Here is a 23569-nt window from a genome sequence, read left to right on the forward strand (position 1 = left end):
GAACAAGGAATAAGGAACAAGGAATAAAGATTAAAGATTAAAGCACACTGCTGGCTATTTCGACTAGATTACAAATCAGGAACGTGAGTTCGATTAATATTTATCGCCCTACAACACCCCGGTCTTCGACCACCCCTCTGAAAGAGAGGAATGTAGGTCGCAATTCCCCTCCTTTGGAGGGGCGCCTGAAAGGCGGGGTGGTTACAAATCGTTATAGCGTGCTTAAATACCACCCAATCACACTTTAACAATCGAACTCAGGTTAAGAGGTAGTCGAAGGCTAGTATTTGTGCTGGTGGCCAATTGCTGTATGCTTTAGCAAACGGTTTATAGAAGCAAAATAGAGGCTTTAGCCAAAATTTTTGCAATTGATGTGGCTAAAGCGTTAACACATTATTTCCAATCCGTTGGCTAAAGCCAAACGGGAATAAAAACATATTCTTCTTCTACCAGCTTAGATTACAAATTAGAGATATTCAAAAGAAAGAATGACTTTTACCGTTGGCATCCTCGCCAACGGTTGCTGTGCTTTTGTTGGTGTCCCCGCAACTAATAACGGGTTTCGCCCCCCTACCAATGCCAATTGGCATTTATTAAAAGGTAGTCTGCGTAACCATCAATAACAAAAGTAATCAAAACCAAACTGCACAAAAAAAAGCCGGCAATCCACCGGCTTAGCAATCATATATTTGGTTGTAAAGAGAGTACAGTTACATGTGTTTATCTACATCGCCAACGTAAATTTGACGTGGTCTGCCGATAGGCTCTTTGTTTTCCCTCATTTCTTTCCACTGAGCGATCCATCCTGGTAAACGGCCTAATGCGAAAAGAACGGTAAACATCTCTGAAGGGAAACCCAATGCCCTGTAAATGATACCCGAGTAAAAATCTACGTTTGGATATAATTTACGGTCGATGAAATATTGATCTGTTAAAGCTGCTTGCTCTAACTTTTTAGCAATTTCTAATACCGGATCATTGATGCCTAAACTTTCTAAAATATCATCGCAAGCTTTCTTAATGATTTTAGCTCTAGGATCGAAGTTTTTGTAAACTCGGTGGCCAAAACCCATCATACGGAAAGGATCGTTTTTGTCTTTCGCTTTTGCAATCCATTTATCTGTATCGCCACCATCTTCTTTAATACGCTCTAACATCTCAATTACAGCTTGGTTGGCACCACCATGCAGTGGACCCCAAAGTGCAGAAATACCAGCAGAAATAGAAGCGTATAAGTTACAATCTGATGAACCAACAATCCTTACTGTAGAAGTAGAGCAGTTTTGCTCATGATCTGCGTGAAGTATTAACAATTTGTTCATGGCACTAACCACTACCGGGTTTGGTTCAAAATCTTCGGTACGTTGACCAAAAGTCATCCACAAATAGTTGGTAATGTAATCGTATTTATTTTTAGGATAAATCAAAGGATGTCCTAAAGATTTTTTGTAGATGAAAGCCACAATGGTTGTCATTTTAGCCAACATCTTGATGATGGTATCATTTTTTTGCTCTTCAGATTGGTTAGCTTCTAAACTTTCTGGGTAAAAGGTAGAAAGCGAACAAACCAATGAAGACAATTGAGCCATTGGATGAGATTTTGACGGATAACCATCAAAAAACTTCTTCATATCCTCATGGATCAACGTGTGCATGCTGATATCCTTCTGGAATTTCTCTACCGTTTCTTTTGACGGTAGCTCGCCATAGATCAATAAATAAGCGACTTCTAAAAATGATGCTTTCTCGGCCAGCTCTTCAATAGGATAACCACGATATTTTAAAATACCTTCTTCTCCGTCTAAAAATGTGATGGCACTCTTGGTAGCACCTGTATTCTTATATCCAAAATCTAACGTAACGTGACCTGTAAGATCTCTCAATTTTGAAATATCAATAGCTTTCTCGCCTTCTGTTCCGGTAACTATTGGAAACTCATAAGTCTGTCCGTCTATCTTAATTTCTGCAGTAGTTGACATATATCTAAAATTTTATATAATTATAAGTAGTTATTTTCGTTTATTGAAATTTAAGGCGAAAGAATTATACACTTGTTACATTTTTTCGCACTTTCTAATCTAATTTTAATTTTGAAATAGTTGATTTTGCTTTAATTTCTTCGGCTATCCTTCCACATTCCATCATTTCATCTCCATAATATGGATTTTGGATTTTCTTTTCCGAAGAAAGCCAATCGCCACCATCGCCATTATTAGCCATAGGGCAATGTTGTACGTAAATTGTACCAGAAGCTAGCGCCGCATGTTTAAACACTGGGATAACTTCTACGTTTAAAGCTGTAAAAGCAGTTCTTTGTGTCTTAATGTCTTTGGCATCGGCAATTTTACTGGCAATAGTAGCGGCATTTTCGCAGCCTGCAAATTCTTGTAAGGCTTTAGCCAACTCGGTAGCAGCTGGTTTAGCCATTTCTGGGTTTGTAGATACCAACTGGTCTTTTAAGTTAATATAAGCGGTGTAAATGGTTTGCAACTTTTGGTCTTTAAAGCTTAAAGATGCGTGAAGCGCAGTGTCTGTAGCTACTATAGCAGTATCTGTGGTTTCTTTAGTTTGCTGGTTACTTTGGCAAGCCACCAAAGTAGCTAAAGCCAAGGCTGCTAAGCTCATATATTTTTTCCCTTGCATACATATTTCATTTAAGGATTGCTATTTGGAAACAATCGGTTAAAGGCATGTTTTGTTTTGTGCTCAAAATAGCATTTATAATTCTAAAAACACAAAAAAGGCCTCGATAAAATTACCGAGACCTCATAATATTATATTGTGATTATAATTTATTAACGCAACCTATAGTTTAAAGCCGTAAGCTAAACGAATACCAGCATATCCAATATTTCCATCGTTTGAGTAACCTTCGTATTTAGCTCCCAAATCTAAACCGTTACTCCAAGAATAACCTATGGTTGGTGCATAAACAAAAGCCGTTCCAGTTCCGCTCTTAGTTCCAAAACCAGCTCCTGCTTCTGCCATTGCGTACGCCCCCGAACCTGTGTCGCTAAAGAAATATTTCAAACCCGCTTTAACAGGTATATAACCAAAACTACCGCCGTCATAATTATCTTTTACTGAAAAATTTGTGTAACCTGCAGAAACTGGAACCGACAATTGCCTGTCAATATCTACTTGGTAACGTAAATCGCCTCCAATGGCTAACCCTAAACCATCTTTGGTGCCAGCACCAATATTTAAACCAATACCCAATTTTTGTCTAGAAGGATTTGTAGGTTCTGACGCAGTTTGAGCGTTAACATTTGTAGTTACGAATATAGCTAATGCAGCTACTGCACTTGCCATTGCTTTGGTATATAATTTCATGTGTTTTCTATTTTAATTACTTGTTTACAATTTAACATTTTTGATTACTGATGTTAACAACAGCGATCGATGCTAAATGTTCAAACTGTATGCCATTAAAAAATAGAAAAACAAGCAAAAACAAACACATTCAATTAACTTACAGCAAGTTAATTTTTAAAATTTTTCATTATCTTCATTATAAAAAAGGTATTTTTACAACCAATATATGTACTAAAAACTGAACATTTCTGTTACAATTAACCTAATTTACCTTTCCAAATTTTAAGTTCCTTTAAACTAAAATGATAATTTACAGTTACCCCTAAATGCTTTCCATCTACCTCATCTCCCTCGCCACTTTTGCGCCTAAATTTTCTTTTTTCTCCTTCCTTTTCCCAAATTGGTTTAAGTTCTGATGCTAAGCGATAATAATAACTACTTTCTTCGCCTCCCAAAATGCAAGGCCTGTTTAATAGCACCCAAAAAATAAAAACATGGATTTTCTTTTCTTGCTCTAGTTCAAAGTACCGCGTTAAATCACTTAGATTTAGTGCTACCGTTTCCGAGGGCTTCAAACCACTATCAGGAAGATTTTTTTCTACCGTCATGAAAGTACGGCGCTGTACCTTTACCTCGATGTAAAATTTTGCTCCAGCTTTTGTTACCTGAATATCTGGATAGCCTTTTTCTGTGGTCTTTGTAGCTGTAAATGACGTGTGTTGATTGATGTGATTGATCAAAAGCTGCTCGTAATATTCTGAAAAGGCGGCATCATTTTCAAAAACATAATTCATTTTACTTACACCATTGCAGGGCGTTGGACATTCCTTGCAATTAAACACGTAGGGTTCTATTTGCAAGTGTTGATACATAGGCTAATAATTGGTAATAACGAGGTGCGTTACTTTCCTATCGTTTCGTCCCCGTACATTATAAGTGTAATTTTTCCCAAAAGTTACGATTTTTACTTGAGGGTGCGTATAAATCTCACGGATAAATGGTGTCTCTTTAATCACTACCATCCACTTCGCAGGGCAATTGATTAAGAAATCTGCTAGCCGTTTTTGGTCGGTTTGCGTAAACGAATTTTGATCGTATTCAGAAAACTCGCTATCATAAGGTGGATCTAAAAAAATGAAATCTGTAGGCTTTAAAGCTATTTCGACTAACATTTCTTCAAAATCTTGATTATAAATTGCGGCTGTGCCAAACAGCTTTTGTGTAGCTTCTGCAAAAATGAAATCGGCTTTTTGCCTAAAGTTTTTTTTGTTGTAAGCGATACCCCCATAAGGAATGTTAAATTCTCCTTTATTGTTGTACCTAAACATAGCTGCATAGCAAAATTCCCTTACAAAGTACCAATTGGCAGCGGCTTTTGCTTTCAAAAAAATTGGTGTCTTTGCATTTTTGTTCATCAGCATTCTAAAGAACAGGTACATGCCACTTTTAATTCCAGTTTCGAAATGATCTTTTAGCTCAGCATTATCAAATACCCTATTTTCCTTTTTACAGATACGTTGGATACGTATCGCCTTATCCAACAAACTATCTTGAATGTATTTCTGGAACAATTCTGGCTCAATTACAAACGCTGTATTAACGAGATTTTGATATGGCTTTATTGATTGGGAAAGTTCCCTTTTCAGACTTTCTTTTAATAACTGATTAGTTTCATTGATGAAGGAAGTAAATTCATCTGTACATTTTTTCCAAAGCTCATCCGAAAATAGCTTGATTTCATCCCAAGCATCAGCATATTTGTACAATTGTTCTTTAAATTCTGGTTCGTTAATTTGACGATAGAAATTTATAAGATCGGTACTTTTATCGTTAATAATTACAGGAGTTTTTGGTTGCAAAGCGAAAAAAACGCCACCACCGCCAAAAAAAGGTTCGATATAACGCTCAAAAGATGGAATATGATCTTTAAATAAAGCGAACTCCCGGTATTTTCCACCAGTCCATTTGATAATTGGCTTTATTTTTTGATCCATTACTTATTAATGTCAATTATTTTACGACTAAAGCGTAATACATGTTATTTAAACGACTACGTAATCTCGACTGGAGCGCAGCGGAATGGAGAGATCTTTGATAGCGTAAAATAATTCAAAGATTTCTCGGCCACACTACGTTTCGCTCGAAATGACGAACATTATCCGAAGATGCAATAATTTTAGAAATTTTGTTCAATTAAATTAATCGCTTGATTTTTTATAGCAAGCTTATCTTCTACCGCCTCTATCCAATTAATTTGCACGCCATCTTTTTCCATCTTTCTAAAAAAAGTCATTTGTCTTTTTGCAAATTGGCAAATTGCAATGCCCAAGCGTTCTTTAAGCGTAGCCAAATCCATTTCATTTTTTAAATAAGACACTACAAACTTATACTCTAAACCGTAAAACACTAACATTTCTTCGCTCACTCCTTTGGTTAGCAAAGTTTGTACTTCTTCTACCAAGCCATTAGCTAGACGATCGTTTAACCTCGATAAAATTTTATCTCTTCGGGTTGCTACATCATTAAACAAACCAATTACTAAAGGCTTTAGCGCAGGTCTTTTTTGCAGCTCTAGCTTGCCGTTTTCACTTAAAAACTGAGCTATTTCTATGGCTCTAATTAGTCGTTTAGAAGAACTATCATCTACATGCGTTCTAAGTTCCAATGGAAATTCATAGAGCTTACTCTTCAATTGCTCTTTATGGAGCGGCATTAATTGCTGCCGTAAATTTTCGTTAACCGGGATAGATGTAAGTTGATGGTTTTGCAGCAAAGTATGAATATACATTCCAGTGCCACCACATAAAACGGGCAGCTTTTGCCTTCCCGTAATTTCTTCAAATGCTTGATAGAAATCTTCCTTAAACGCATTTACATGATACCTTTCGCCAGCTTTTTTAATATCGATTAAGTGATAAGGAACTTGAATGCCGTTTACCACATACTCTGATAGATCTTTTCCAGTACCAATGTCCATTCCCGTAAAAACCTGACGACTATCGGCGCTGATCAATTCGCCACCAAAATATTGAGCTAATTGTACCGCTAACTTTGTTTTGCCCACCGCAGTAGAACCCAGTACAATCAGCAAGTTTTTATCAGACATTGGTATACAGATGATATTTGAGATTTCCGGTATTGAAAACCTTTGAAAAGCCATTTTGGCTTAAAAAATCATCCAAATTTAATACTTTTTGCTCATCGAAAGCAAGCGCTATTTTTTTGGGCAAGCGATGTGCGTAATAACGCTCCATACTATTTGTATCTACATAGAATGTAACAGGATCGGTGTTTCCAGAAAAATGAAAGCCCAACTTATCGTATCCCTTCCCTAACGACCAGTCCCTGTCTGCATAGGTCATTAAATCATTTACGCTTACCTGCTTCAAAAAGTGCTTGACTAGTTTACCAAGCCCACCAGTTATGGTATACCCTGTTTTGGTAGCAAACCGAACCAATTCTGCCGATCTGTAATCATCGCCTTTGCTTTTCATAGGCCTAGCTGCTGCAAAACAGGCTACGGCAACTAGCTCATTGTTTAAGCTTAAACCGTAATTAAACTTCGTTTTAATATAACCTTGCAAATGATGCGCTTGTAAAAATGCTTTTGCAGTAGCTGTATCTATTGTTATTACTTTTGTTTTTCTGCCATGTAGACTGATATTTTTGCCGCAAAAAGAATGTATCCTACTGAGTACCTGGCCTCTTTTGTTTAGCCAAACGTCTTCCCATAAATGAACCAATAAAACACCCTGCTGTTGACAAGCTACTTGCAAAGACTGCAATTGTTGGGGTAAAATAGTGGCATTTAGAGAAACCAGATTGATATAAACTGAATTTTCAACGGCAACGATATTAAACGGATGGGCTTGAATGTTTTCTACCACACGGTACCTATCCTGAATAGTTAAAAAAAAATCTTCTTGAAATAACGGATTTAAACCCATTCGTTCTTTTTATATGTTTTATACCCTACATCTAAGGCTTGCGCAACATGCTCCATCATTGTTTCATCCATTTTTTTGAAATGGAAACACGATTTGCCTTTTAGCAATTTAATCAAATCTGGGTGCAGCAGTTCTTTAACCTCAGGATTGGTGTAAATCAGCATAAAATGAAGGGTAACACTACTGGTCATTACTTTCAATCCGGCAAAATAAATTTCATTTCGCTGTTTACCTAAAAGCATTACATTTTTGTCACTCCACAAATCGTATTCGGTATCTGAATTTATTCTAGATGTAAAACCAAAAGTTTCGTAAGGCTGCATGGCCGCTCTAATGGTTTGAAAAATTTCGATCAAATCTGTTTTCATCTTAACTATTTTAGATGGTGGTTTTACAAAGTAAGGGCTTTTGTAAGATAAACGTTGCTAATTTAAAAATGTTCTATAAAAATAAAAGCGCCCGTTGTTAAAAAAACGGACGCTCCTTTTATATATATGATAGAGTTTATTGCTTTGGTTGTACACGACCACTTTTTCTATCCTCGGCCCTGCCAATTACATAACCGGCACCAGCACCAGCTAAACCACCAATAATAGCACCACGGCCGTCTTTTTTATCTATAAGAACGCCACCAAGTGCACCCACACCAGCACCAATAGCGGTACCTTTAGCCGCTGCGCTCCAGCCTTTTTTCTGAGCTTGGGTATTCGTTACACCACCAGATGAAGTGGTTGAAGTTACAGTGCCACTAGAACTGTAAGATCTAGCTGCGCTACGTCTAGCTGCTGCCAACTCTGCCTGGTGCTGTTCTTCTACCCTTTGTTTTTCAGCTTCAACTTCGGCACGTTTAAAACTATCTAATTTAATGCTATCTCTGTAAGCTGTTAAGGCTTGTTGTTTTTCTAAAGCTACTTGCTTTTCGCTTTTACCGCAAGATGCCAAAACTGTTGCACCAACTGCAGCTACCATTAATATCTTTTTCATTATCCTAAGTTTTAATTATTTAGCAAACACACTTTAACCTAAATGGTTTGGCCAACCTATCATTTGTTGCACCGGTGTTTATATGATGGTAATTCGTAAAAACTATGCCAAAAATAAAATCAATAGGCTAGCGATACTACTTTTTTGAGTATCCAATTAGCCATACCCACACCCGAAAAAACTGCCTTAAATTGCTAAAAACAAGCTTTATTAGCAATTTAAAATTTGTGGATAATTAATTTGAAAGCAAAAAAAATCTTAGCTAAGATTTAAGAAAAAACATTGTTGTTTTGTTGTGTATTGGATACAAAAACATATCTTGTGCACTTAATTTTTGAAATCGACAGATGAAATTAACCATTTGGGGTGCTGCACAACAAGTTACCGGAAGCATGCATCTTTTACAGCTAAACAACTACAATATATTAATAGATTGCGGACTAGATTACGATAAGGGAAACCATCAGGAACAAAATTTATTTTTCCCTTTTGACCCAGCTGATATCGATTTAGTGATTTTAACCCATGCCCACATAGACCATTCGGGAAACCTGCCTACCTTGGTAAGAATGGGTTACGATGGTCAGATTTTATGCACTGGCCCAACCGCAGATTTAACAGAGATATTACTGTTTGACTCGGTTAATATTTTCTTGAGCAAGCAAAAAAAGAAGCCTAGAAACAGGCAAAAACACCACAGCGGGCCACAACCGTTATATCTGCAAAAACATGTAATGGAAACTGTAGATAGGTTTGTAACTATAGGTTTTGATAAGCCTTTTAAAATTAATGGCGATATTGAGCTAACCTTTGTACCAATAGGGCATTTACTTGGCGCTGCGGCAGTAATACTCTCGGTAAACGAAAATGGCGCTAACAAAAAAATAGCCTTTACTGGCGATATTGGCCGAAAAAATTATCCTGTTTTGGTAAATCCAGAAGTGCTACCACCTGTTGATTATTTGGTTTGCGAAGCTACTTATGGTGGCCGCTTGCATTCTAAAGACACTTCATTAGAAGAAACTTTAATAAAAACGATTGAAGAAACCTGCGTTAAAAATCCAGGACGACTAATCATTCCAGCATTTAGCATAGGTAGAACACAATCGCTAATTTTTAAGCTAAATCAAATTTTTAGCAAAGGACTTTTACCTCCAGTAGAAGTTTTTGTGGATAGCCCATTGGCCAACCACGCTACAGAGATCTATCGCAAACACCATCAATATGTAAATGAGGAAGCCCAAAGTTTTTACCAAGCCAAAGGCGATGAATTTGAGTTTGATAACCTTACCTATTTACAAACACAGCAAGAAAGCCTGGCCGTGAGTAATTATTTAGATCCTTGCATTATTATTTCTTCGGCCGGAATGCTGGAAGGCGGTAGGATTCAAGATCATCTTTACTACAACATCCAGAACTATTATTGTACCATATTTTTTATTGGCTATTGTGCTAAAGGCACTTTAGGCGATAGACTTTTACGTGGCGACCCTATTGTTCGTTTAAGAAACAGAGACTTAATGGTGTATGCCAAAATTGCAAAAACAGACTTATTGAGTGGGCATGGAGATCATGATGATTTGATGAATGTGGTTAAGCAGCAAGATAAAGCAACTTTGAAAAAAGTCTTTTTGGTACATGGCGAAATGAGCAGTTTAAATGCTTTTAAAGGTGCTTTGCAAGAAGAAGGCTATAACGTAGAGATACCAGTACGAGGTGTTAGTTATGAGATTTAACCCCTAAATCCCCTAAAAACCTAAGTTCGATAATTAAATCTAGTTAAAATACTCTTAAAAGCTGATGCTGAAATAAATTCAGCATGACGGAATGCCAATTTAGCGTCACCCTAACTACGCAGTAGCTGCGAAGCAAATTTATTTCAGGGTCTGCCATGCCAAAAATAAGATATGCCACTGTAAATTAAGGAAATAATAATCTAGCTCAGGTTAAAAGGAACTTTGAATAATGAGTAGCATAGCTAACTCTATTAAATTCCTCTTTTCGGGCGCTAAGGGTTAAAAATAACAGAAATTAATACGGCGTTCTCTTTCGTTCATAAAATTCCAACTGATGGATATTTCATGTGTAGAACCACTATAGCCAGCTAAACCACCTACACTATGGTCGTAGGAATAGCCAATCCTAAGTTTATCGCTAATAAAAACTTCGGCCATGCCAATTAATGCATTGGTATTTCTCACATTGCCCACCACCGCTGGCTTGTCGTATAGTTTTATACCCGTCCTATAGCCTGCTCCTATCCATAATTTTTGCTTAAAAAGGAAAAACGCATTCAAATCTAACACGGTTGGCCCCGCAGCATCATCCTTAATTAAAAAGAAAGGCTTAAAATCTATCTCGTATTCTACTATAGGAATTAATGTGCCGCCAGTAAGGTAAAAATGTGGCTCTGGCGTAGGAAAATTGAAGTCTAAATTTTTCTTATCTAAAATATACTTGCCAATAAGATTATTTACCGAAGCACCCACATACATTTTAGGGGTAGAAAAGAAAACACCGGCACGCACATCGGGCACAAGCTCTTTTACCGCCCCTGTAGGGATAAAATTATCTCCCAAATCTCCAGGCTCTAACATATCTCCATAAATACCCAATTGCTGAAAACCCGCCCCCAAACCAAAGGCAAGCTTAGAGGTTTCATCTTCATTTACCGGAAAGCGATAAGCATAGTTAGCAAAAGCCGACAGGTTTTTCTGCGCACCAATTTGATCGGCACTTAATGTAAGCGACAAGCCCACCCTTTCGTTAGGCATTAACGCATCGGCTGCTAAAGAAAAACTCTTGGGGGCACCATTTATACCCGTCCATTGGTTTCGGTAAGTAGCATTGAGGTTTAACCTTTCCCGGTAACCCGCATACGCAGGATTGATGTAAACCGCATTAAATATGTATTGACTGTATTGTGCATCTTGCTGAGCAAAGCCACCAAAACTTACCAGCATTAAGATTGCTGAGAGCGTTGATAAATAGATCTTATGCCTCCATCTTCTTTTCATCCTATTTATCTCTTAATAAAGTAATATAACCTGTTACGCTACTAGACACGCCTTCTCTAGAAACCAATTTGAGTACGTAGAAATAAGTACCTTCACTTAAGCCATTGCCATTCCAATCGTTCTGGTAGCCTTGACTTCGGTACACTTCGTTGCCCCACCTATTAAAAATAGAAATGCTGTTCTCTTTATAAAGTTCAATACCATCTACCTTTAAAACATCATTTTTACCATCGCCATTAGGCGTAATTACGTTAGGTATTTTAATATTTCCGATTATTTTTTTGGTATCGGTAGAACTATTGTTTTCGGGCACCAAATCTGGTAAAGTGGTATTATTGCTTTGGATATTTGCCGTATTAGTTACCAATCCTTGCATTTTTCCCTGCACTTTAACCACTAAAGTTTCTTCCTGCCCTACGGTTAAAGAAGGAATACGCCAAGTAATTAAGCCTTCTTCGTAAACTGCTGCCGTTTTATCTACGGCTATAAATTTCAAGTTGCTGGGTAACCTATCTGTAACCACAATATTTGTATTATCAGAATTACCGTTATTTCTAGCTGTGATGTAGTATTCGAAGGTTTCGTTAGGGCCTACATGCCTTGCTTCCGATTTTTTTATTACCTGCAGATCAGAAGTCATTAAAACCACCGAGAAAACATCTGATAAATCGGAAGCACAATCTCCTTGATTGATTGCCAAAACCTGATAGTTACCCGCTGCAGTTACCGTTAAGGTAGACCGGGTTTGATTGGCCATAGCACGGCCATCCCTATACCATTGGTAAGTATAATTGCCATTCGGATTATTTACGCCTAGTGTTACTGGCGTACCATAAGGCACTTTTACCACAGTAGGTTCTTGCGCTTTTACAAGAGCAACCTGTAAAAGAAACGCAACTATAGCTATAAGCCTACGTATAACCATTCTTTAGGTAAATCCTAAATACTACTGCTAGTTAGCCAATACGATGGTTGGTTTTCCAGGTTTAGGCGTAACGGTAATGGTTTGGGTAGTAGTGGTAGCAACTTCACAACCATCGGTTGGCCTTAGCGTACCCGTATTACCAGCTAACAAGGTATAAACCACCGCTGCATTAAATACGTAGGTACCTGCATCAGTAGTGCTCAGCGTAAACGTTGTTGTTGCTGCATTACCGCCACCCACTGTACCAATAGAAGTAATTGGATTAACCACGGTACCATTATGAGTTGCCGACCAAGTGTAAGTATAACCCACACCATCTGGCAGAGGCACAGCTGGTGTAGTAGTTGCCGTAATTACAGAACTTAGGTTAGTACCGCTGGCATCGCCGCAATAGGTGGGATTGGTAGGTGCGCTTAGTGCAATCGTTTTACTTGGTAATTTATATACGGTAAACGGATTAGACAATGGCCCCATACATAAATCCTTGGACTCTATAGAAGAAGTATAGTTGTGCAAGCCCACCGCTAAATTTGCAGGTACAGTAATATCTGTAGAGCCCGCTGTGCCATTGTAAGTTAAAGGTGTACCATAAGGGTTGCCATCTACAAACCAGTGTACTTTATCGCCAACGGCTAAACCGGCTTCTTGCGGGGTGCGGAGCTTGGCTGTACCGGCATCGCAAAGATAAAGATGGTAATACGTTTGTGCATAGCTAGAAAAAGTTATGCCTAAAAGGAAAAACAAGGTAGCTAACGCTGTGCGGGTAATTGTTCTTTTCATTTTTGGTGGTTTTAAGGATTTCGTAATTTTTAGTTATTGAATGAGTTCTATATTCGCTTTTACTGGATAGGGCGTAATCATGATTTGGAAAGGCAGCTCTTGACTTACATCTCCTGCCGCATTTTTTACTTTTAGCACACCATTATAGGTACCCATGCCAATATTGGCGGGCACTGAAATAGTGATATTGGCACTGCTTGCTGGCGCTACAATTATTGGCAAGGCGGCATCACTTACGTTAGCTAAACCTGCCGCAAGTGCGGCCCCATCCCAAATGATACTGTAAACCGTTGGATTTACCCTAGGGTTAGCAAAAGGCAAAGCAATATTTACTTCGCCTACGCAAACTGGATGAGTGGGCGATAAGGTTACCAACGGAGGTTCTCTTACTACATAAGGCTCGCTGTATTTGCAACCATTGGCATCAGTTACAGTAAGTGTGTATTGGCCCGGCAGTAGGTTACCAATATTTTGACTAGTAACCACGCTACCATCGGGATAAAGCCAGCTATAGGTATGTGCACCCACCCCACCGCTAGAAACCACAGTGATAGCTCCGTTATTAGCACCATAAACAGTGATATGACTAATGGTTTCCGTTAAATCTAATAGCGGTTTGGGCTGGTTAATGGTTAATGCACCAATACGATAGGCACCCAGCGGATCGGTTACCCTAAACTGAATAGTAATTACGCCAAAAAAACGTTCTACAGGTACAAAAAGAAATGCGCCATTTGGGTTAAGGGTAAAAGTTCCTTTACTGGTATCGTAAGTTCCTTCTAGCGTATATACTAAAGTAGCAGGTGTGTGTGCCGCATCAGGGTCGGTTGCGGTGAGCGTTCCTTGCGCTTTTACGTCACATTCTATCACATCTATTTCAAAATCGTTAGGCAGGGGCTTGGCATTGATATGAACATCTTCTCCAGTTGAAGTGGGTAAATCTCCATTGTAATTATTGCCATGCACATCGCCGGCGTTACCGGTTTCGTACGCCGTGTTACTGCCAGCAAAGGCATTATTTTTTGCCGTTACCCTTCTGTTTGGATTAGCAGAAGTTCGGGTTGGGTCTAGATAGGTGGCTTGTGCACTGGCATGATGCATACCCTCAGCTACGTTATTAGCTATATCTACATTGATGGTAAAAACCACCTGCCCGCCTGGAGCAATGTTATAAGCATTGGCTAAATTGGTAGAACCAATGTAGTATACGCCGCCAACCAAGTTAAACGTTGGATTAGTTGCCCCCGTAGCACCTACCATACTAGCAGTGATAGAAGTTAAGGTAAAACCAGCAGGCAATTTAAGTTCGGCCTGTACACCACCAGCATTACCACCCGTAGTAGCGTTGCTTAAAGTAAAAGTGTAAATAGCTGTAGTGCCTGCATTTCTACTTCCGGGTATACCCGGATTAGCTTCGGTTAAAACAGCCGTTAGTTCTGGATAGCAGATTTGGCCGCCACCCTGTAAATAGGTTGGCAAATCGGTATTGGCAAATGGACTACGTAGGCCATCCCTTCCATCAGAAGCTCCATGCGCTATCCCATTGCCATCATTTGCCTTTCCAGAAGCCCCTCTGGTTACGGTAGCATTTACCACTGCACCTGGTACATTGTAGTAGACTACACCACCACCGCCACCACCTCCGGGCCCATGCTCATTGTTATTATCATTTACGGTATTACCGCCCCTACCGCCATTGGCCTGTACTGTTAAAGTAGCACCAGCGCTATTAGCTAAAGATCTGATAAAAATAGTACCACCAGCACCACCGCCACCAGCACCATCGGGTGCTCCGGCGTATTCGCCACGCTCGCCATTACCTCCGTTAGCTACAATTACACCGTTACCTACAATTTTTTCTACGTTTACTAAAATGATACCGCCGCCTACACCGCCTTTAACCCCTGTAGAAGCATTATTAGCATCGCCACCGCCGCCGCCGCCGCCCATAATTAGCCTAGTTAAATCTAAGGCAAAATTAATTCCGGGCCTGCCACCATTAGGATCGGTACTGCCACCACCGCCCTGCCAGCCTAGTCCACCAACGCCGCCCTGCCCACCGTTACCGCCACCGCCACCGCCAGCATTATGATCGTTACCGCCACCGCCAGCATTAGCTGGTGCACCGCGACCGTAAGAACCTCCTGGCAAACCTTCTATACCGTTATCTACATCCGTGTAGCCATCGTACATGTAACGAGGTGTGCCGGCAATGCCTTCGCCTTTACCTACAGAGCGGGTATCGGTAGATTCTAAAACATAAATATTGCTTTTGTTCTGCCCCGGATCTGTGGATTGGTTGGGTCCAAAACCTCCCCTAAAACCTTTCTCGGACGCATCAATTTTAAAACTGTTAAAATTCATGTTGCCCGCCACATCAAAAGCAATTACACCACCCGCCCTACCATTATAGGGCACTGTAGTAATATCAGAAGTTAAGGTTAAGTTAGAGTACTGGGGCACCCTTACAATTTGAAACCTTCTTTGCCCACGGGTGTTAGTTGGCGCCGAATTTACATACTCATTTACCACCCCGTTTCCAGGGCCAGCACCTCTAAAATTTAAAGTTCCGCCGGTAATTGGCAGGGCATTTAGTGCAATTACATATTCGAATTTGCCCGAGTAGCCCATAGTAGTGTAACCCGTACCACCCAAGCCATCGGCACCACTGTTATTAGTACCAGAGCCATAACGTCTACTATCCTGATAGTTAATTTCGGCATCCTGCATTTGGATAATCAGGATCAAATCTCCTGGACGGATAGCTACATTTCCGTAATTGTTGCCATGCGTATCTGTGGGTGGCACCGGATCTAACTGAATAAAAGTTTGTCCCACTTGCAAAGTTTTATTACCCGAAACAGGAAAGTAAGTGTTGATGGGATTTGTATTGGTACTTGGCCCGTCTATACCCGATGTTCCGCAAATTTGAGCGTTTGCAGAAAAAACATTGATTAGCCAAAAAAGCACCACGAATAAGCATTGGCTTAGCAGCGCATTTTTTTTAGATATAGAACGTTTCAGCGCATCAATTTTTAACATAGCTAACCAAAAAAATGCACACGAGCTGTTTAAACAACTTATTCCTTTAGGTATAAATCTTCACAAAATGTGTATCTATTCTTTATTGTGTTTGAGCGTAATCCCATAAAGATTTTAAACCTTTTAGGAATAACTTAACCAAATGTAAACGATATTTCACATATAGTGAAATATTTTCTACACTTTATAACTTAAACATAAATAAACACCCTTTAAATGGGTAAAAAAATACTCAAAAAGCACTTAAATTAGAAAAAACAATCATCATAAAAACAGCAAAATTCCCCAATATTACCCAATAAAAAAAGTCGCTACATTTTACCGTAACGACTTTACCTACATCTACTTACAAAAATCAATAATTATTGCTCAACTACGTGAAAATCAACTTTTACACCATCTAAAGTATCAAACCATACCAAATATATCTTACCCTCTTTAAATTCGTTAATCCCAAAACGGGTCAACACATTTTTTTCACTTACATTAACGGTAATCTCGGTACCTACAAGCAATTCCGAATACACTGGATAATCGCCAAACTTCAAAGCTAAATCTGGTACCGTAGCCGAATTATTTATCGATTTTACGATTAAAGACCTATCCTCGAAAGTTAAAGCCAAGTTTAAAAACCTTACCCTAAACTTACCTGCTGCTGGTATTTTTGGTTCGTTAATATAACCAGCAATCGCAGGTTTTGCCTCTTTTGTTTGGTAATAAAACAACGTATATTGAGCATTTCCATACAAAATGGCATCTATTGCCGCAGTAGCCTTAGCTTCTGTAGCATTGCTTGACCATAAGACCGTTTGCCCAGACTTAACCTTTATATAGCTACCGTAGGTCGCATACTCAATGGGCTGGTTAGTGAGCTTTTGATTATCCTGATAAAAGTCTTGCGGATCAGCATTGACATAGCTATTCACAAAACGTACTTTAGCATCCCCCACTTCCATTACCGGAGTTTCTTTTTTACAAGCTCCCAAAACCATGGTGCCCATTGCCACTAAAACAAAAGCTATCGGTCTAATTTTTAGCTTAATCCTTAACATCTATCTATTTTTAAAACTGTAGCCATACCATTTATTAAGGAAATTAATGATGGCCCTATTGAACCTTTCGGCAGCAATCTCTCGTACCATTTCGTTATTTCTAACAGTAATACCAGGTGTTTCTGCCTGTATAGAAGAAATATTGTCTTTATAGCCCGTAGTACTCCCTAAAACAACCGTACCATATTTACGGGTACAATACCCTCCATTAAAGTAGGGGCGTTTTTTAGGCTCGCCCTTGGCATCGGTGCCGAAAAGCGCTGCATCGGCAACCAAGGTTTTGATATTTGTACCAGGTACGGCCACTACCTTCTCTGCCTCTAGCAAACCACCGAAACTATAGGGGCCTCTAATTAGCTGCGAAAAAGGCACTTCTGGATGTGCTTTCACTATTGCTGCAATAGAAGAAGAATCTGCCAGTTGATCTAAATATTCATCGCTTTGAGAAATTGCATATCCACTTATCCCATAGCCCAGCTCTGTTTGATCAATAAACTTACTGCTCAGCTCTTTTCCTTTTACCGAAATATAAGGTTGCGGCGTTTGGTAGCTATGTGCCTGACCATGCAAATCTAAAAACAAACCACCTTTACCATTTTTCTGTATTTCGCCCATTCTTTCTCGGGCGGCTTTTAGAAGGCTATGATAACTCAAGTAGGTTTGCTTTCCATCTTCGCTGGCATATCTTTTATCTACCTCGTTGGGGAAAGTATTAGGATCTACTCTTTTTCTGCCAATGGTATTGATCACAATCCATGCTCTTTTTTTAGTGGCAGATTTAAAGTTTGCGGCAATTTCTATAGCCAATGGCAGCGTATTGATATCTCTGCCGGTAGTTCCGGTTTCTGGAATCACGGGATCGCCAACACCAATACCATCATGGGGTACACCCAATAACAGAGGAGCATCATCATCTCCTACCACCAATTTCACATACTGTTTAAAACCAAATACCGTATCGCCAGGCTTATAACTTTTACCTTCATAAGTAAATAATGAATTGGCAGATTTCTGGTCACTATTTTTAAAGGAAACAATGATGATGATTAAAACCGGCAACAAGAGCAAGGTGTACTTCATTTTCAATTTAGTGAATGACATTTTAAAAGGTGTTTAAACTATAGACTATACTTTTTGTTAAAAGGCTCGATTTTATTTTAAATTAATTGATTTCAAATCAAAAGCTCCTCCTTTTCAATCTCTGATTAGAGAGAAACAATACGGATCTTAGCACACCACAACAAGCAGTGCGTTTACGCTAACGTTTCCGTAACTATTTTAATGCTTTAATCATTAAGCTATGCGCTAAAATATGTATACTTGACTATTCCTTATATAACTAAAATGAGCAAGAAACTATTACAGACGTGGCGTTGGTACGGGCCAAACGACCCGGTATCACTACAAGATGTTAAACAAGCAGGCGCATCGGGCATTGTAACTGCGCTGCACCATATTCCGCATGGCGAAGTTTGGCCACTAGCAGACATACAAGAGCGCAAAGCGATTATAGAGGCAGCAGGGTTAACGTGGAGCGTAGTAGAAAGTGTACCCGTTCACGAGGCCATTAAAACCCGCAGAGCCAATGCCCAACAATATATCGAAAACTATAACCAAACGTTGAAAAACTTGGCGGCCAATGGCATAAAAACGGTTTGCTATAATTTTATGCCCGTTTTAGACTGGACACGTACGCAGTTAGATCTAGAAATGCCAAACGGCGCAAAAGCCCTATATTTTAACTGGACAGATTTGGCCATTTTCGACATCTATATCTTAGAAAGAGAAAATGCCGCCGCCGATTTCCCGGCCTCAATTTTGGAGAAAGCAAAGGCTAAATTTGCCACGATGAGCCAAAAAGATATCGACTTTTTACGCATCAACGTGTTAATGGGCATCCCTAACGAAAAAGAAATAGAACTGGAGACTTTAAGAGCTAGCATTGGCGAATACAAAACTATTGGTCACGATGGTTTAAGAGCTAACTTGGCCTGGTTTTTATCTGGCATTGCCGAAACCTGTACCACATTGGGCATTAAGATGACGATACACCCAGATGACCCACCCTATCCTATTTTAGGTTTACCACGTATTGCAAGTACCAAGGAAGATTTTATCGATATTTTAAAAAGAGTAGACCAGTCTTTTAATGGCATTTGCTATTGCACCGGCTCGTTAGGCGCTGGAACTAAAAACAATTTGGTTGAAATTTTTGAAGCGGTTAAAGAACGTGTTTACTTTTTACACCTGCGCAATGTTAAAAAAGACGAAGAAGGCAACTTTTTTGAAGCAGACCACTTGGGCGGAGATGTAAATATGTATGATGTGATGAAGGCTGTTACTGCCGAAAATGCGAAGCGAAATGAGCCCATGCCTTTCAGACCAGACCACGGGCATCAAATGTTGGACGACTTGAACAAAGTAACCAACCCTGGCTACTCGGCAATAGGTAGACTACGTGGTTTAGCAGAACTGCGTGGTTTAGAGCTAGGTATTACTGGAAACTATTAGCAAAAGAAATTTCAAACTTTTTTCTAATTATTATTTAGAAATTATATCTTTGCACCACCATAAGAAAAACGGTTGTAAAATTGTTTGTTTTATGAGAGGCCTCCATAGCTCAGCTGGATAGAGCACCGGTTTTCTAAACCGTAGGTCACAGGTTCGAATCCTGTTGGGGGTACTGCGAAGGGCTTTTAGGTAACACTAGAAGCCCTTTTTATTTTTAGCTTTTAAAGGATATCTGTCGGATTTGGCGCACATTTGTTGCGCAGTTTATAAATCTTGTTAATTAATTCGCTTAGTTTCTAACTACATCATTACTTCCTCTACTTCTGACGAAAGCACTTGCTTAGACATTTAAACTTTTGCTTATTTTAGCTTCATCAAGAATAAAATTCATCCTCCAATACAAAATAGTATTTTGTCAGAACTTACATGTCAACGCTTTTAAAAACATTTATCCTAGTTATTTCCCTACTAACTTTAGCTTCGCTTTACCTAATTAAGCAAAGAAAAAAGAAATATACCAATGCAACTTATTTGGCTAGGCTAAAAGAGCTGACTGAATTTTTAAGCTTGATTAAATCTTTAGGAGGGTATATTACATGGGTGGAACGCGACAACATTAAATTAACCTACGCAGCTACGGGCAGCTTCTTTAAAAACAAAAACAAATTTTATAAGCAAGAACCACGCATTAGTCGGTTTAACGAGATTTACCACAGCTTTGAACAGCATATAAAGCAACATAACCTAAACTACGTTAAAGCAGAAAAAGAGCGCCTTAAATTATACTTTGATGATATTGAAGGTAAAAGTTTAGACGAGCAGCAGCGCAGCGCTTTAGTTACAGACGAGTATTCGAACCTCATTATTGCTGGTGCGGGCTCTGGTAAAACTTTAACCATACTGGCCAAAGTAAAATACCTTATAGAGCAAAAAAATGTAAGTCCAGAAGATATCCTATTGTTATCATTTACCAATAAAACTGTTGAAGACCTTAACAAAAGAATTATGGCACTCGGCCTAGGCACCCGTGCGGTAACATTTCATAAATTAGGCTATGACATCATTAAAAAATTCGAGAACAACATACCAGTTATCACAAATGAAAATACGTTAGGTAAGGTAATTGCCAATTATCTAAAAACCGATATACTAAACGATAGGAAAGCCTTAGAAGCTTATGTGGAGTATGTAGCCTGCTACATGAATATACCCGAAGAAAATGACAGCTACGATTCGCTAGGGAAAAAAATAGATACCGAAAAAGGAATTGATTTACAAACCTTAAAATCTAAATGCGAACCGCCAAATATTGTTAAAACCGTAAAGCTAGATACCATTCAGGGCGAGAAGGTTAAAAGTGTGGAAGAACTGATTATTGCTAATTTCTTGTATGTTAACGGCATTGAATATGAATATGAAAAAGCCTACCCACACGGCACAGGAGTATATCGCCCAGATTTCTACCTCACAGATTATGATATTTATTTAGAGCATTTCGGGGTTGATGAACATAATGAAGCGAAATGGCTATCATCTCTTAATGAAGCAAAGTATGTGGAAGACATGTTGTTGAAACGTGAAACCCACAAAAAATACCACACTAAGTTGCTAGAAACTTATTCTTATTACAATAGGGATAAAATCTTATTGAGCAAGCTAAAAGAAATCTTAACAGCAGAAAACGTATTGTTTAAGCCGCTGGATTCGAAAGACATTTACACTAAGGTTTCGGAAAATGACCAAAACTTTGGCAAAGAAATTATTAAGCTTATCGAGGGATTTATCAACCTAGGTAAATCAAGAAAAATGGAGGAGGTAAATTTAAAGGAGATTTACTCCGCTAAGCTCAGTGTTAAAGAGCTTTTTATGGCCGAGCGGCAAGAAATGTTCTTGAGTTTTACGTTGCCTATTCTCAATAAGTATAACCAAATTTTAAGGGAACGCTGCGAGATAGATTTTAACGACATGATCAATAGGGCAACTGATTTAATCAAGAACAAGCAACCAAAATACAGCTACAAATACATTATTATTGATGAATATCAGGACATTTCGTTTTCCCACTTTAATTTAATCAAAGAGATCAGGGATCTTTCTAGCGCTCGCCTAACCTGTGTAGGCGACGACTGGCAGTCCATTTATCGTTTTGCCGGCAGTGATATCTCCCTATTTAGCAATTTTGGAAAATATGTAGGCTACCATGAACAATTATTGATAGAGCAAACGTTTAGAAACTCGCAGGCACTAATAGACGTATCTGCAAATTTCGTAAAAAAGAACCCAAAACAAATTGCTAAAAATCCAATTTCAAAAAAAGAAACTGTTGCTTCGCCAATAAAATTTGTACATCATGGCCGTGCCAATATTGAAGTAACTTTTCTAAATGAAGTGCAAAATTTGGTTAGCCGATATGGCAAAACTTCAATTTTGGTTTTGGGAAGGCACAGCTTTGATGTGATTGATCTAATTAAATTTTCTAACGGCAACATCAAATTTATAGAAAGAACAGGCAAATTGGAAGTAAAGGGATTTGAGGATGTAGAAATTAATTTCTTAACCGTTCATAAATCTAAAGGCGCAGAGGCTGACAACGTGATTTTACTGAACCTTAAAAATGATTGGCTTGGTTTCCCGAATAAAGCAACTGACGATCCTATCCTATCACTACTTTTAAGTGACGATGAAACTTATAGGTTTGCTGAAGAGCGAAGGTTGTTCTATGTTGCCTTAACACGCACCAAAAATGAGGTCGTATTGTTTATCCCTGATGAAGCGAGCCCATTTGTAGACGAATTGCTCGAAGACAACAACTACCTTTTAGCAAAAAATGCTAAATCTTTTCAAAGCACCAATTGTCCTTATTGCAAAACGGGAAAGTTAATGGTAAAACAAAATCCGCTAAACAACAGTCGGTTTTTAGGCTGCTCTCATTATCCAATCTGCAATCAGACTTTCAAAAATTTGGAGATTTTAGATAAAAACTTACTTTGCTCTAGTTGCGAAAGCGGCTTTATGGTAAGAAGGACTGGCAAGCACAGTGCTTTTTTAGGATGTACCCAATACCCGAAGTGCAACAACACCATTAAACTGAAATAGAAGCTTACTTATTCTAGTAAAAAGGTAACAAAGATGCCGGCTACTAAAAATCTTCGCGAAGAAAACTAGCCAATGCCTTATTTATACTTTTACCTATGCAAACTCTCCAAAAACTAGAGTACGGTTTAAATTAGCGTACTCAACTTTAAACTTTAGCAACTAAACACCAATACCCCGCCACTATCCCTTTACACATTAACCCCAAACAAGTATCCCACTAGCGCCGAAAGCCCCATGGCTATAGAGCCCCAAATGGTAATGCGCACAATAGCCTTTGTGATATTAGACCCACCAGTTTTGGCCGCTTTAGCGCCCAAGATCATCAAAAAAATTAGGGTGGCACCATATAACCAATACTCCATGTGTTTTACTGGCGCAAATAACACCACCAACAAAGGCATTAAGCCGCCTACGGTAAACGCTGCACCAGAGGCCATTGCCGCTTGTATAGGATTGGCCTTGCTTACCTCGTTAATACCCAATTCATCTCGTATATGAGCCGCTAAAGCATCTTTCTCGCTAAGTTCTATTGCTACCTGCATGGCGGTTTCCTTTGTCAATCCACGCCTTTCATAAATTTGAGCTAAAATCTGTAGTTCTTCTTCGGGCATGGTCTTTAGTTCAGCTTTTTCCCTTTCAATATCGGCTTTTTCGGTATCCGTTTGCGAACTTACAGATACATACTCGCCAGCCGACATGGATAAGGCCCCGGCCACCAAACCCGCTACCGTAGCCAATAAAATAGGCTCTCTGGTACTACTTGCTGCAGCTACCCCAATGGCCAAGCTGGAAATAGAAATAATACCATCATTAGCACCTAAAACCGCAGCCCTAAGCCAATTACTTTTATGGATGTAATGCTGCTCTAAATAATTTTCAATTGTAATCATACTGATGAAT

Annotated in this window: 19 protein-coding genes and 1 tRNA gene; 4 read left to right on the top strand and 16 right to left on the bottom strand. The window is 39.0% G+C overall.

The features are described 5' to 3' along the window. Nucleotides 1-710: 710 nt before the first annotated feature. The 9 genes from OVA16_RS18195 to OVA16_RS18235 form a co-directional block, all read right to left on the bottom strand. Nucleotides 711-1979 carry a citrate synthase gene (locus tag OVA16_RS18195; RefSeq protein WP_267762324.1) on the bottom strand — a complete coding sequence of 423 codons (1269 nt, stop codon included), beginning with the start codon at nucleotides 1977-1979 and terminating at the stop codon, nucleotides 711-713. A gap of 94 nt (nucleotides 1980-2073) precedes the next feature. Continuing rightward, complete coding sequence (locus OVA16_RS18200; RefSeq protein WP_267762326.1) at nucleotides 2074-2643, bottom strand: DUF3347 domain-containing protein; 570 nt, start codon at nucleotides 2641-2643, stop codon at nucleotides 2074-2076. 162 nt (nucleotides 2644-2805) lie between these two features. Beyond that, nucleotides 2806-3333, bottom strand: a complete 528-nt coding sequence (locus tag OVA16_RS18205; protein WP_267762328.1) for a hypothetical protein — start codon at nucleotides 3331-3333, stop codon at nucleotides 2806-2808. Between the two features lie 239 nt (nucleotides 3334-3572). After that, entirely contained in the window at nucleotides 3573-4109 is a 537-nt protein-coding gene (locus OVA16_RS18210) for a hypothetical protein (protein WP_267762329.1), read from the bottom strand. A gap of 81 nt (nucleotides 4110-4190) precedes the next feature. After that, a complete protein-coding gene (locus OVA16_RS18215; protein WP_267762330.1) occupies nucleotides 4191-5309 on the bottom strand; it encodes a DNA adenine methylase in 1119 nt (372 codons plus the stop codon). A 182-nt stretch (nucleotides 5310-5491) separates the two neighbouring features. Continuing rightward, a complete protein-coding gene (miaA, locus tag OVA16_RS18220) occupies nucleotides 5492-6421 on the bottom strand; it encodes a tRNA (adenosine(37)-N6)-dimethylallyltransferase MiaA (RefSeq protein ID WP_267762333.1) in 930 nt (309 codons plus the stop codon). Continuing rightward, the gene (locus OVA16_RS18225) at nucleotides 6414-7262 is read right to left on the bottom strand and encodes a hypothetical protein (RefSeq protein ID WP_267762334.1); all 849 of its coding nucleotides are present in this window, start codon (nucleotides 7260-7262) and stop codon (nucleotides 6414-6416) included. Before OVA16_RS18225 ends, miaA begins: the two co-directional genes overlap by 8 nt. Then, entirely contained in the window at nucleotides 7253-7630 is a 378-nt protein-coding gene (locus OVA16_RS18230) for a hypothetical protein (protein ID WP_267762335.1), read from the bottom strand. Before OVA16_RS18230 ends, OVA16_RS18225 begins: the two co-directional genes overlap by 10 nt. A gap of 136 nt (nucleotides 7631-7766) precedes the next feature. Continuing rightward, complete coding sequence (locus tag OVA16_RS18235; protein WP_267762337.1) at nucleotides 7767-8246, bottom strand: YMGG-like glycine zipper-containing protein; 480 nt, start codon at nucleotides 8244-8246, stop codon at nucleotides 7767-7769. 347 nt (nucleotides 8247-8593) lie between these two features. Between OVA16_RS18235 and OVA16_RS18240 the strand changes: the two genes are divergently transcribed. Next, entirely contained in the window at nucleotides 8594-9982 is a 1389-nt protein-coding gene (locus OVA16_RS18240) for an MBL fold metallo-hydrolase (protein ID WP_267762339.1), read from the top strand. A 279-nt stretch (nucleotides 9983-10261) separates the two neighbouring features. Here OVA16_RS18240 and OVA16_RS18245 read toward each other — a convergent pair whose 3' ends face one another. The 6 genes from OVA16_RS18245 to OVA16_RS18270 form a co-directional block, all read right to left on the bottom strand. Continuing rightward, nucleotides 10262-11263: a type IX secretion system membrane protein PorP/SprF gene (locus OVA16_RS18245; RefSeq protein WP_267762341.1), complete on the bottom strand. Its 1002-nt coding sequence runs from the start codon at nucleotides 11261-11263 to the stop codon at nucleotides 10262-10264. A 1-nt stretch (nucleotide 11264) separates the two neighbouring features. Continuing rightward, complete coding sequence (locus tag OVA16_RS18250) at nucleotides 11265-12188, bottom strand: gliding motility-associated C-terminal domain-containing protein (protein WP_267762342.1); 924 nt, start codon at nucleotides 12186-12188, stop codon at nucleotides 11265-11267. A 27-nt stretch (nucleotides 12189-12215) separates the two neighbouring features. Next, nucleotides 12216-12968, bottom strand: a complete 753-nt coding sequence (locus OVA16_RS18255) for a hypothetical protein (protein ID WP_267762343.1) — start codon at nucleotides 12966-12968, stop codon at nucleotides 12216-12218. 33 nt (nucleotides 12969-13001) lie between these two features. Continuing rightward, nucleotides 13002-16010, bottom strand: coding sequence for an Ig-like domain-containing protein (locus OVA16_RS18260; RefSeq protein WP_267762345.1), 3009 nt, complete (start codon nucleotides 16008-16010; stop codon nucleotides 13002-13004). A 362-nt stretch (nucleotides 16011-16372) separates the two neighbouring features. Next, on the bottom strand, nucleotides 16373-17062 hold the full coding sequence (locus OVA16_RS18265; protein ID WP_267762347.1) for a DUF4397 domain-containing protein: 690 nt from the start codon (nucleotides 17060-17062) through the stop codon (nucleotides 16373-16375). Further along, nucleotides 17063-18163, bottom strand: a complete 1101-nt coding sequence (locus OVA16_RS18270; protein ID WP_267762349.1) for a hypothetical protein — start codon at nucleotides 18161-18163, stop codon at nucleotides 17063-17065. Between the two features lie 243 nt (nucleotides 18164-18406). On the opposite strand from OVA16_RS18270, the gene uxuA reads away from it, so the two are divergent. The 3 genes from uxuA (at nucleotide 18407) to OVA16_RS18285 (ending at nucleotide 22669) form a co-directional block, all read left to right on the top strand. Further along, nucleotides 18407-19573, top strand: a complete 1167-nt coding sequence (gene uxuA / locus OVA16_RS18275; protein ID WP_267762351.1) for a mannonate dehydratase — start codon at nucleotides 18407-18409, stop codon at nucleotides 19571-19573. Nucleotides 19574-19671: 98 nt separating this feature from the next. Beyond that, nucleotides 19672-19745, top strand: a tRNA-Arg gene (locus OVA16_RS18280). Nucleotides 19746-19999: 254 nt separating this feature from the next. Further along, nucleotides 20000-22669 carry a UvrD-helicase domain-containing protein gene (locus OVA16_RS18285; protein ID WP_267762352.1) on the top strand — a complete coding sequence of 890 codons (2670 nt, stop codon included), beginning with the start codon at nucleotides 20000-20002 and terminating at the stop codon, nucleotides 22667-22669. A gap of 188 nt (nucleotides 22670-22857) precedes the next feature. Here the strand turns inward: OVA16_RS18285 and OVA16_RS18290 are convergent, their stop codons facing one another. Next, nucleotides 22858-23559, bottom strand: a complete 702-nt coding sequence (locus OVA16_RS18290; RefSeq protein ID WP_267762354.1) for a VIT1/CCC1 transporter family protein — start codon at nucleotides 23557-23559, stop codon at nucleotides 22858-22860. Nucleotides 23560-23569: the final 10 nt, after the last annotated feature.

It is taken from the genome of Pedobacter sp. SL55 (genome assembly GCF_026625705.1).
GTDB lineage: Bacteria > Bacteroidota > Bacteroidia > Sphingobacteriales > Sphingobacteriaceae > Pedobacter.

Excerpts from the sequence above, each read along its gene's own strand:
- OVA16_RS18260 (WP_267762345.1), bottom strand. The coding sequence starts at position 16,010 with ATGTTAAAAATTGATGCGCTGAAACGTTCTATATCTAAAAAAAATGCG.
- OVA16_RS18285 (WP_267762352.1), top strand. The coding sequence starts at position 20,000 with ATGTCAACGCTTTTAAAAACATTTATCCTAGTTATTTCCCTACTAACT.
- OVA16_RS18265 (WP_267762347.1), bottom strand. The coding sequence starts at position 17,062 with ATGTTAAGGATTAAGCTAAAAATTAGACCGATAGCTTTTGTTTTAGTG.
- uxuA (WP_267762351.1), top strand. The coding sequence starts at position 18,407 with ATGAGCAAGAAACTATTACAGACGTGGCGTTGGTACGGGCCAAACGAC.
- OVA16_RS18215 (WP_267762330.1), bottom strand. The coding sequence starts at position 5,309 with ATGGATCAAAAAATAAAGCCAATTATCAAATGGACTGGTGGAAAATAC.
- OVA16_RS18255 (WP_267762343.1), bottom strand. The coding sequence starts at position 12,968 with ATGAAAAGAACAATTACCCGCACAGCGTTAGCTACCTTGTTTTTCCTT.
- OVA16_RS18200 (WP_267762326.1), bottom strand. The coding sequence starts at position 2,643 with ATGCAAGGGAAAAAATATATGAGCTTAGCAGCCTTGGCTTTAGCTACT.
- OVA16_RS18250 (WP_267762342.1), bottom strand. The coding sequence starts at position 12,188 with ATGGTTATACGTAGGCTTATAGCTATAGTTGCGTTTCTTTTACAGGTT.
- OVA16_RS18225 (WP_267762334.1), bottom strand. The coding sequence starts at position 7,262 with ATGGGTTTAAATCCGTTATTTCAAGAAGATTTTTTTTTAACTATTCAG.
- OVA16_RS18270 (WP_267762349.1), bottom strand. The coding sequence starts at position 18,163 with ATGTCATTCACTAAATTGAAAATGAAGTACACCTTGCTCTTGTTGCCG.
- miaA (WP_267762333.1), bottom strand. The coding sequence starts at position 6,421 with ATGTCTGATAAAAACTTGCTGATTGTACTGGGTTCTACTGCGGTGGGC.
- OVA16_RS18245 (WP_267762341.1), bottom strand. The coding sequence starts at position 11,263 with ATGAAAAGAAGATGGAGGCATAAGATCTATTTATCAACGCTCTCAGCA.
- OVA16_RS18230 (WP_267762335.1), bottom strand. The coding sequence starts at position 7,630 with ATGAAAACAGATTTGATCGAAATTTTTCAAACCATTAGAGCGGCCATG.
- OVA16_RS18205 (WP_267762328.1), bottom strand. The coding sequence starts at position 3,333 with ATGAAATTATATACCAAAGCAATGGCAAGTGCAGTAGCTGCATTAGCT.
- OVA16_RS18210 (WP_267762329.1), bottom strand. The coding sequence starts at position 4,109 with ATGAATTATGTTTTTGAAAATGATGCCGCCTTTTCAGAATATTACGAG.
- OVA16_RS18290 (WP_267762354.1), bottom strand. The coding sequence starts at position 23,559 with ATGATTACAATTGAAAATTATTTAGAGCAGCATTACATCCATAAAAGT.
- OVA16_RS18195 (WP_267762324.1), bottom strand. The coding sequence starts at position 1,979 with ATGTCAACTACTGCAGAAATTAAGATAGACGGACAGACTTATGAGTTT.
- OVA16_RS18240 (WP_267762339.1), top strand. The coding sequence starts at position 8,594 with ATGAAATTAACCATTTGGGGTGCTGCACAACAAGTTACCGGAAGCATG.
- OVA16_RS18235 (WP_267762337.1), bottom strand. The coding sequence starts at position 8,246 with ATGAAAAAGATATTAATGGTAGCTGCAGTTGGTGCAACAGTTTTGGCA.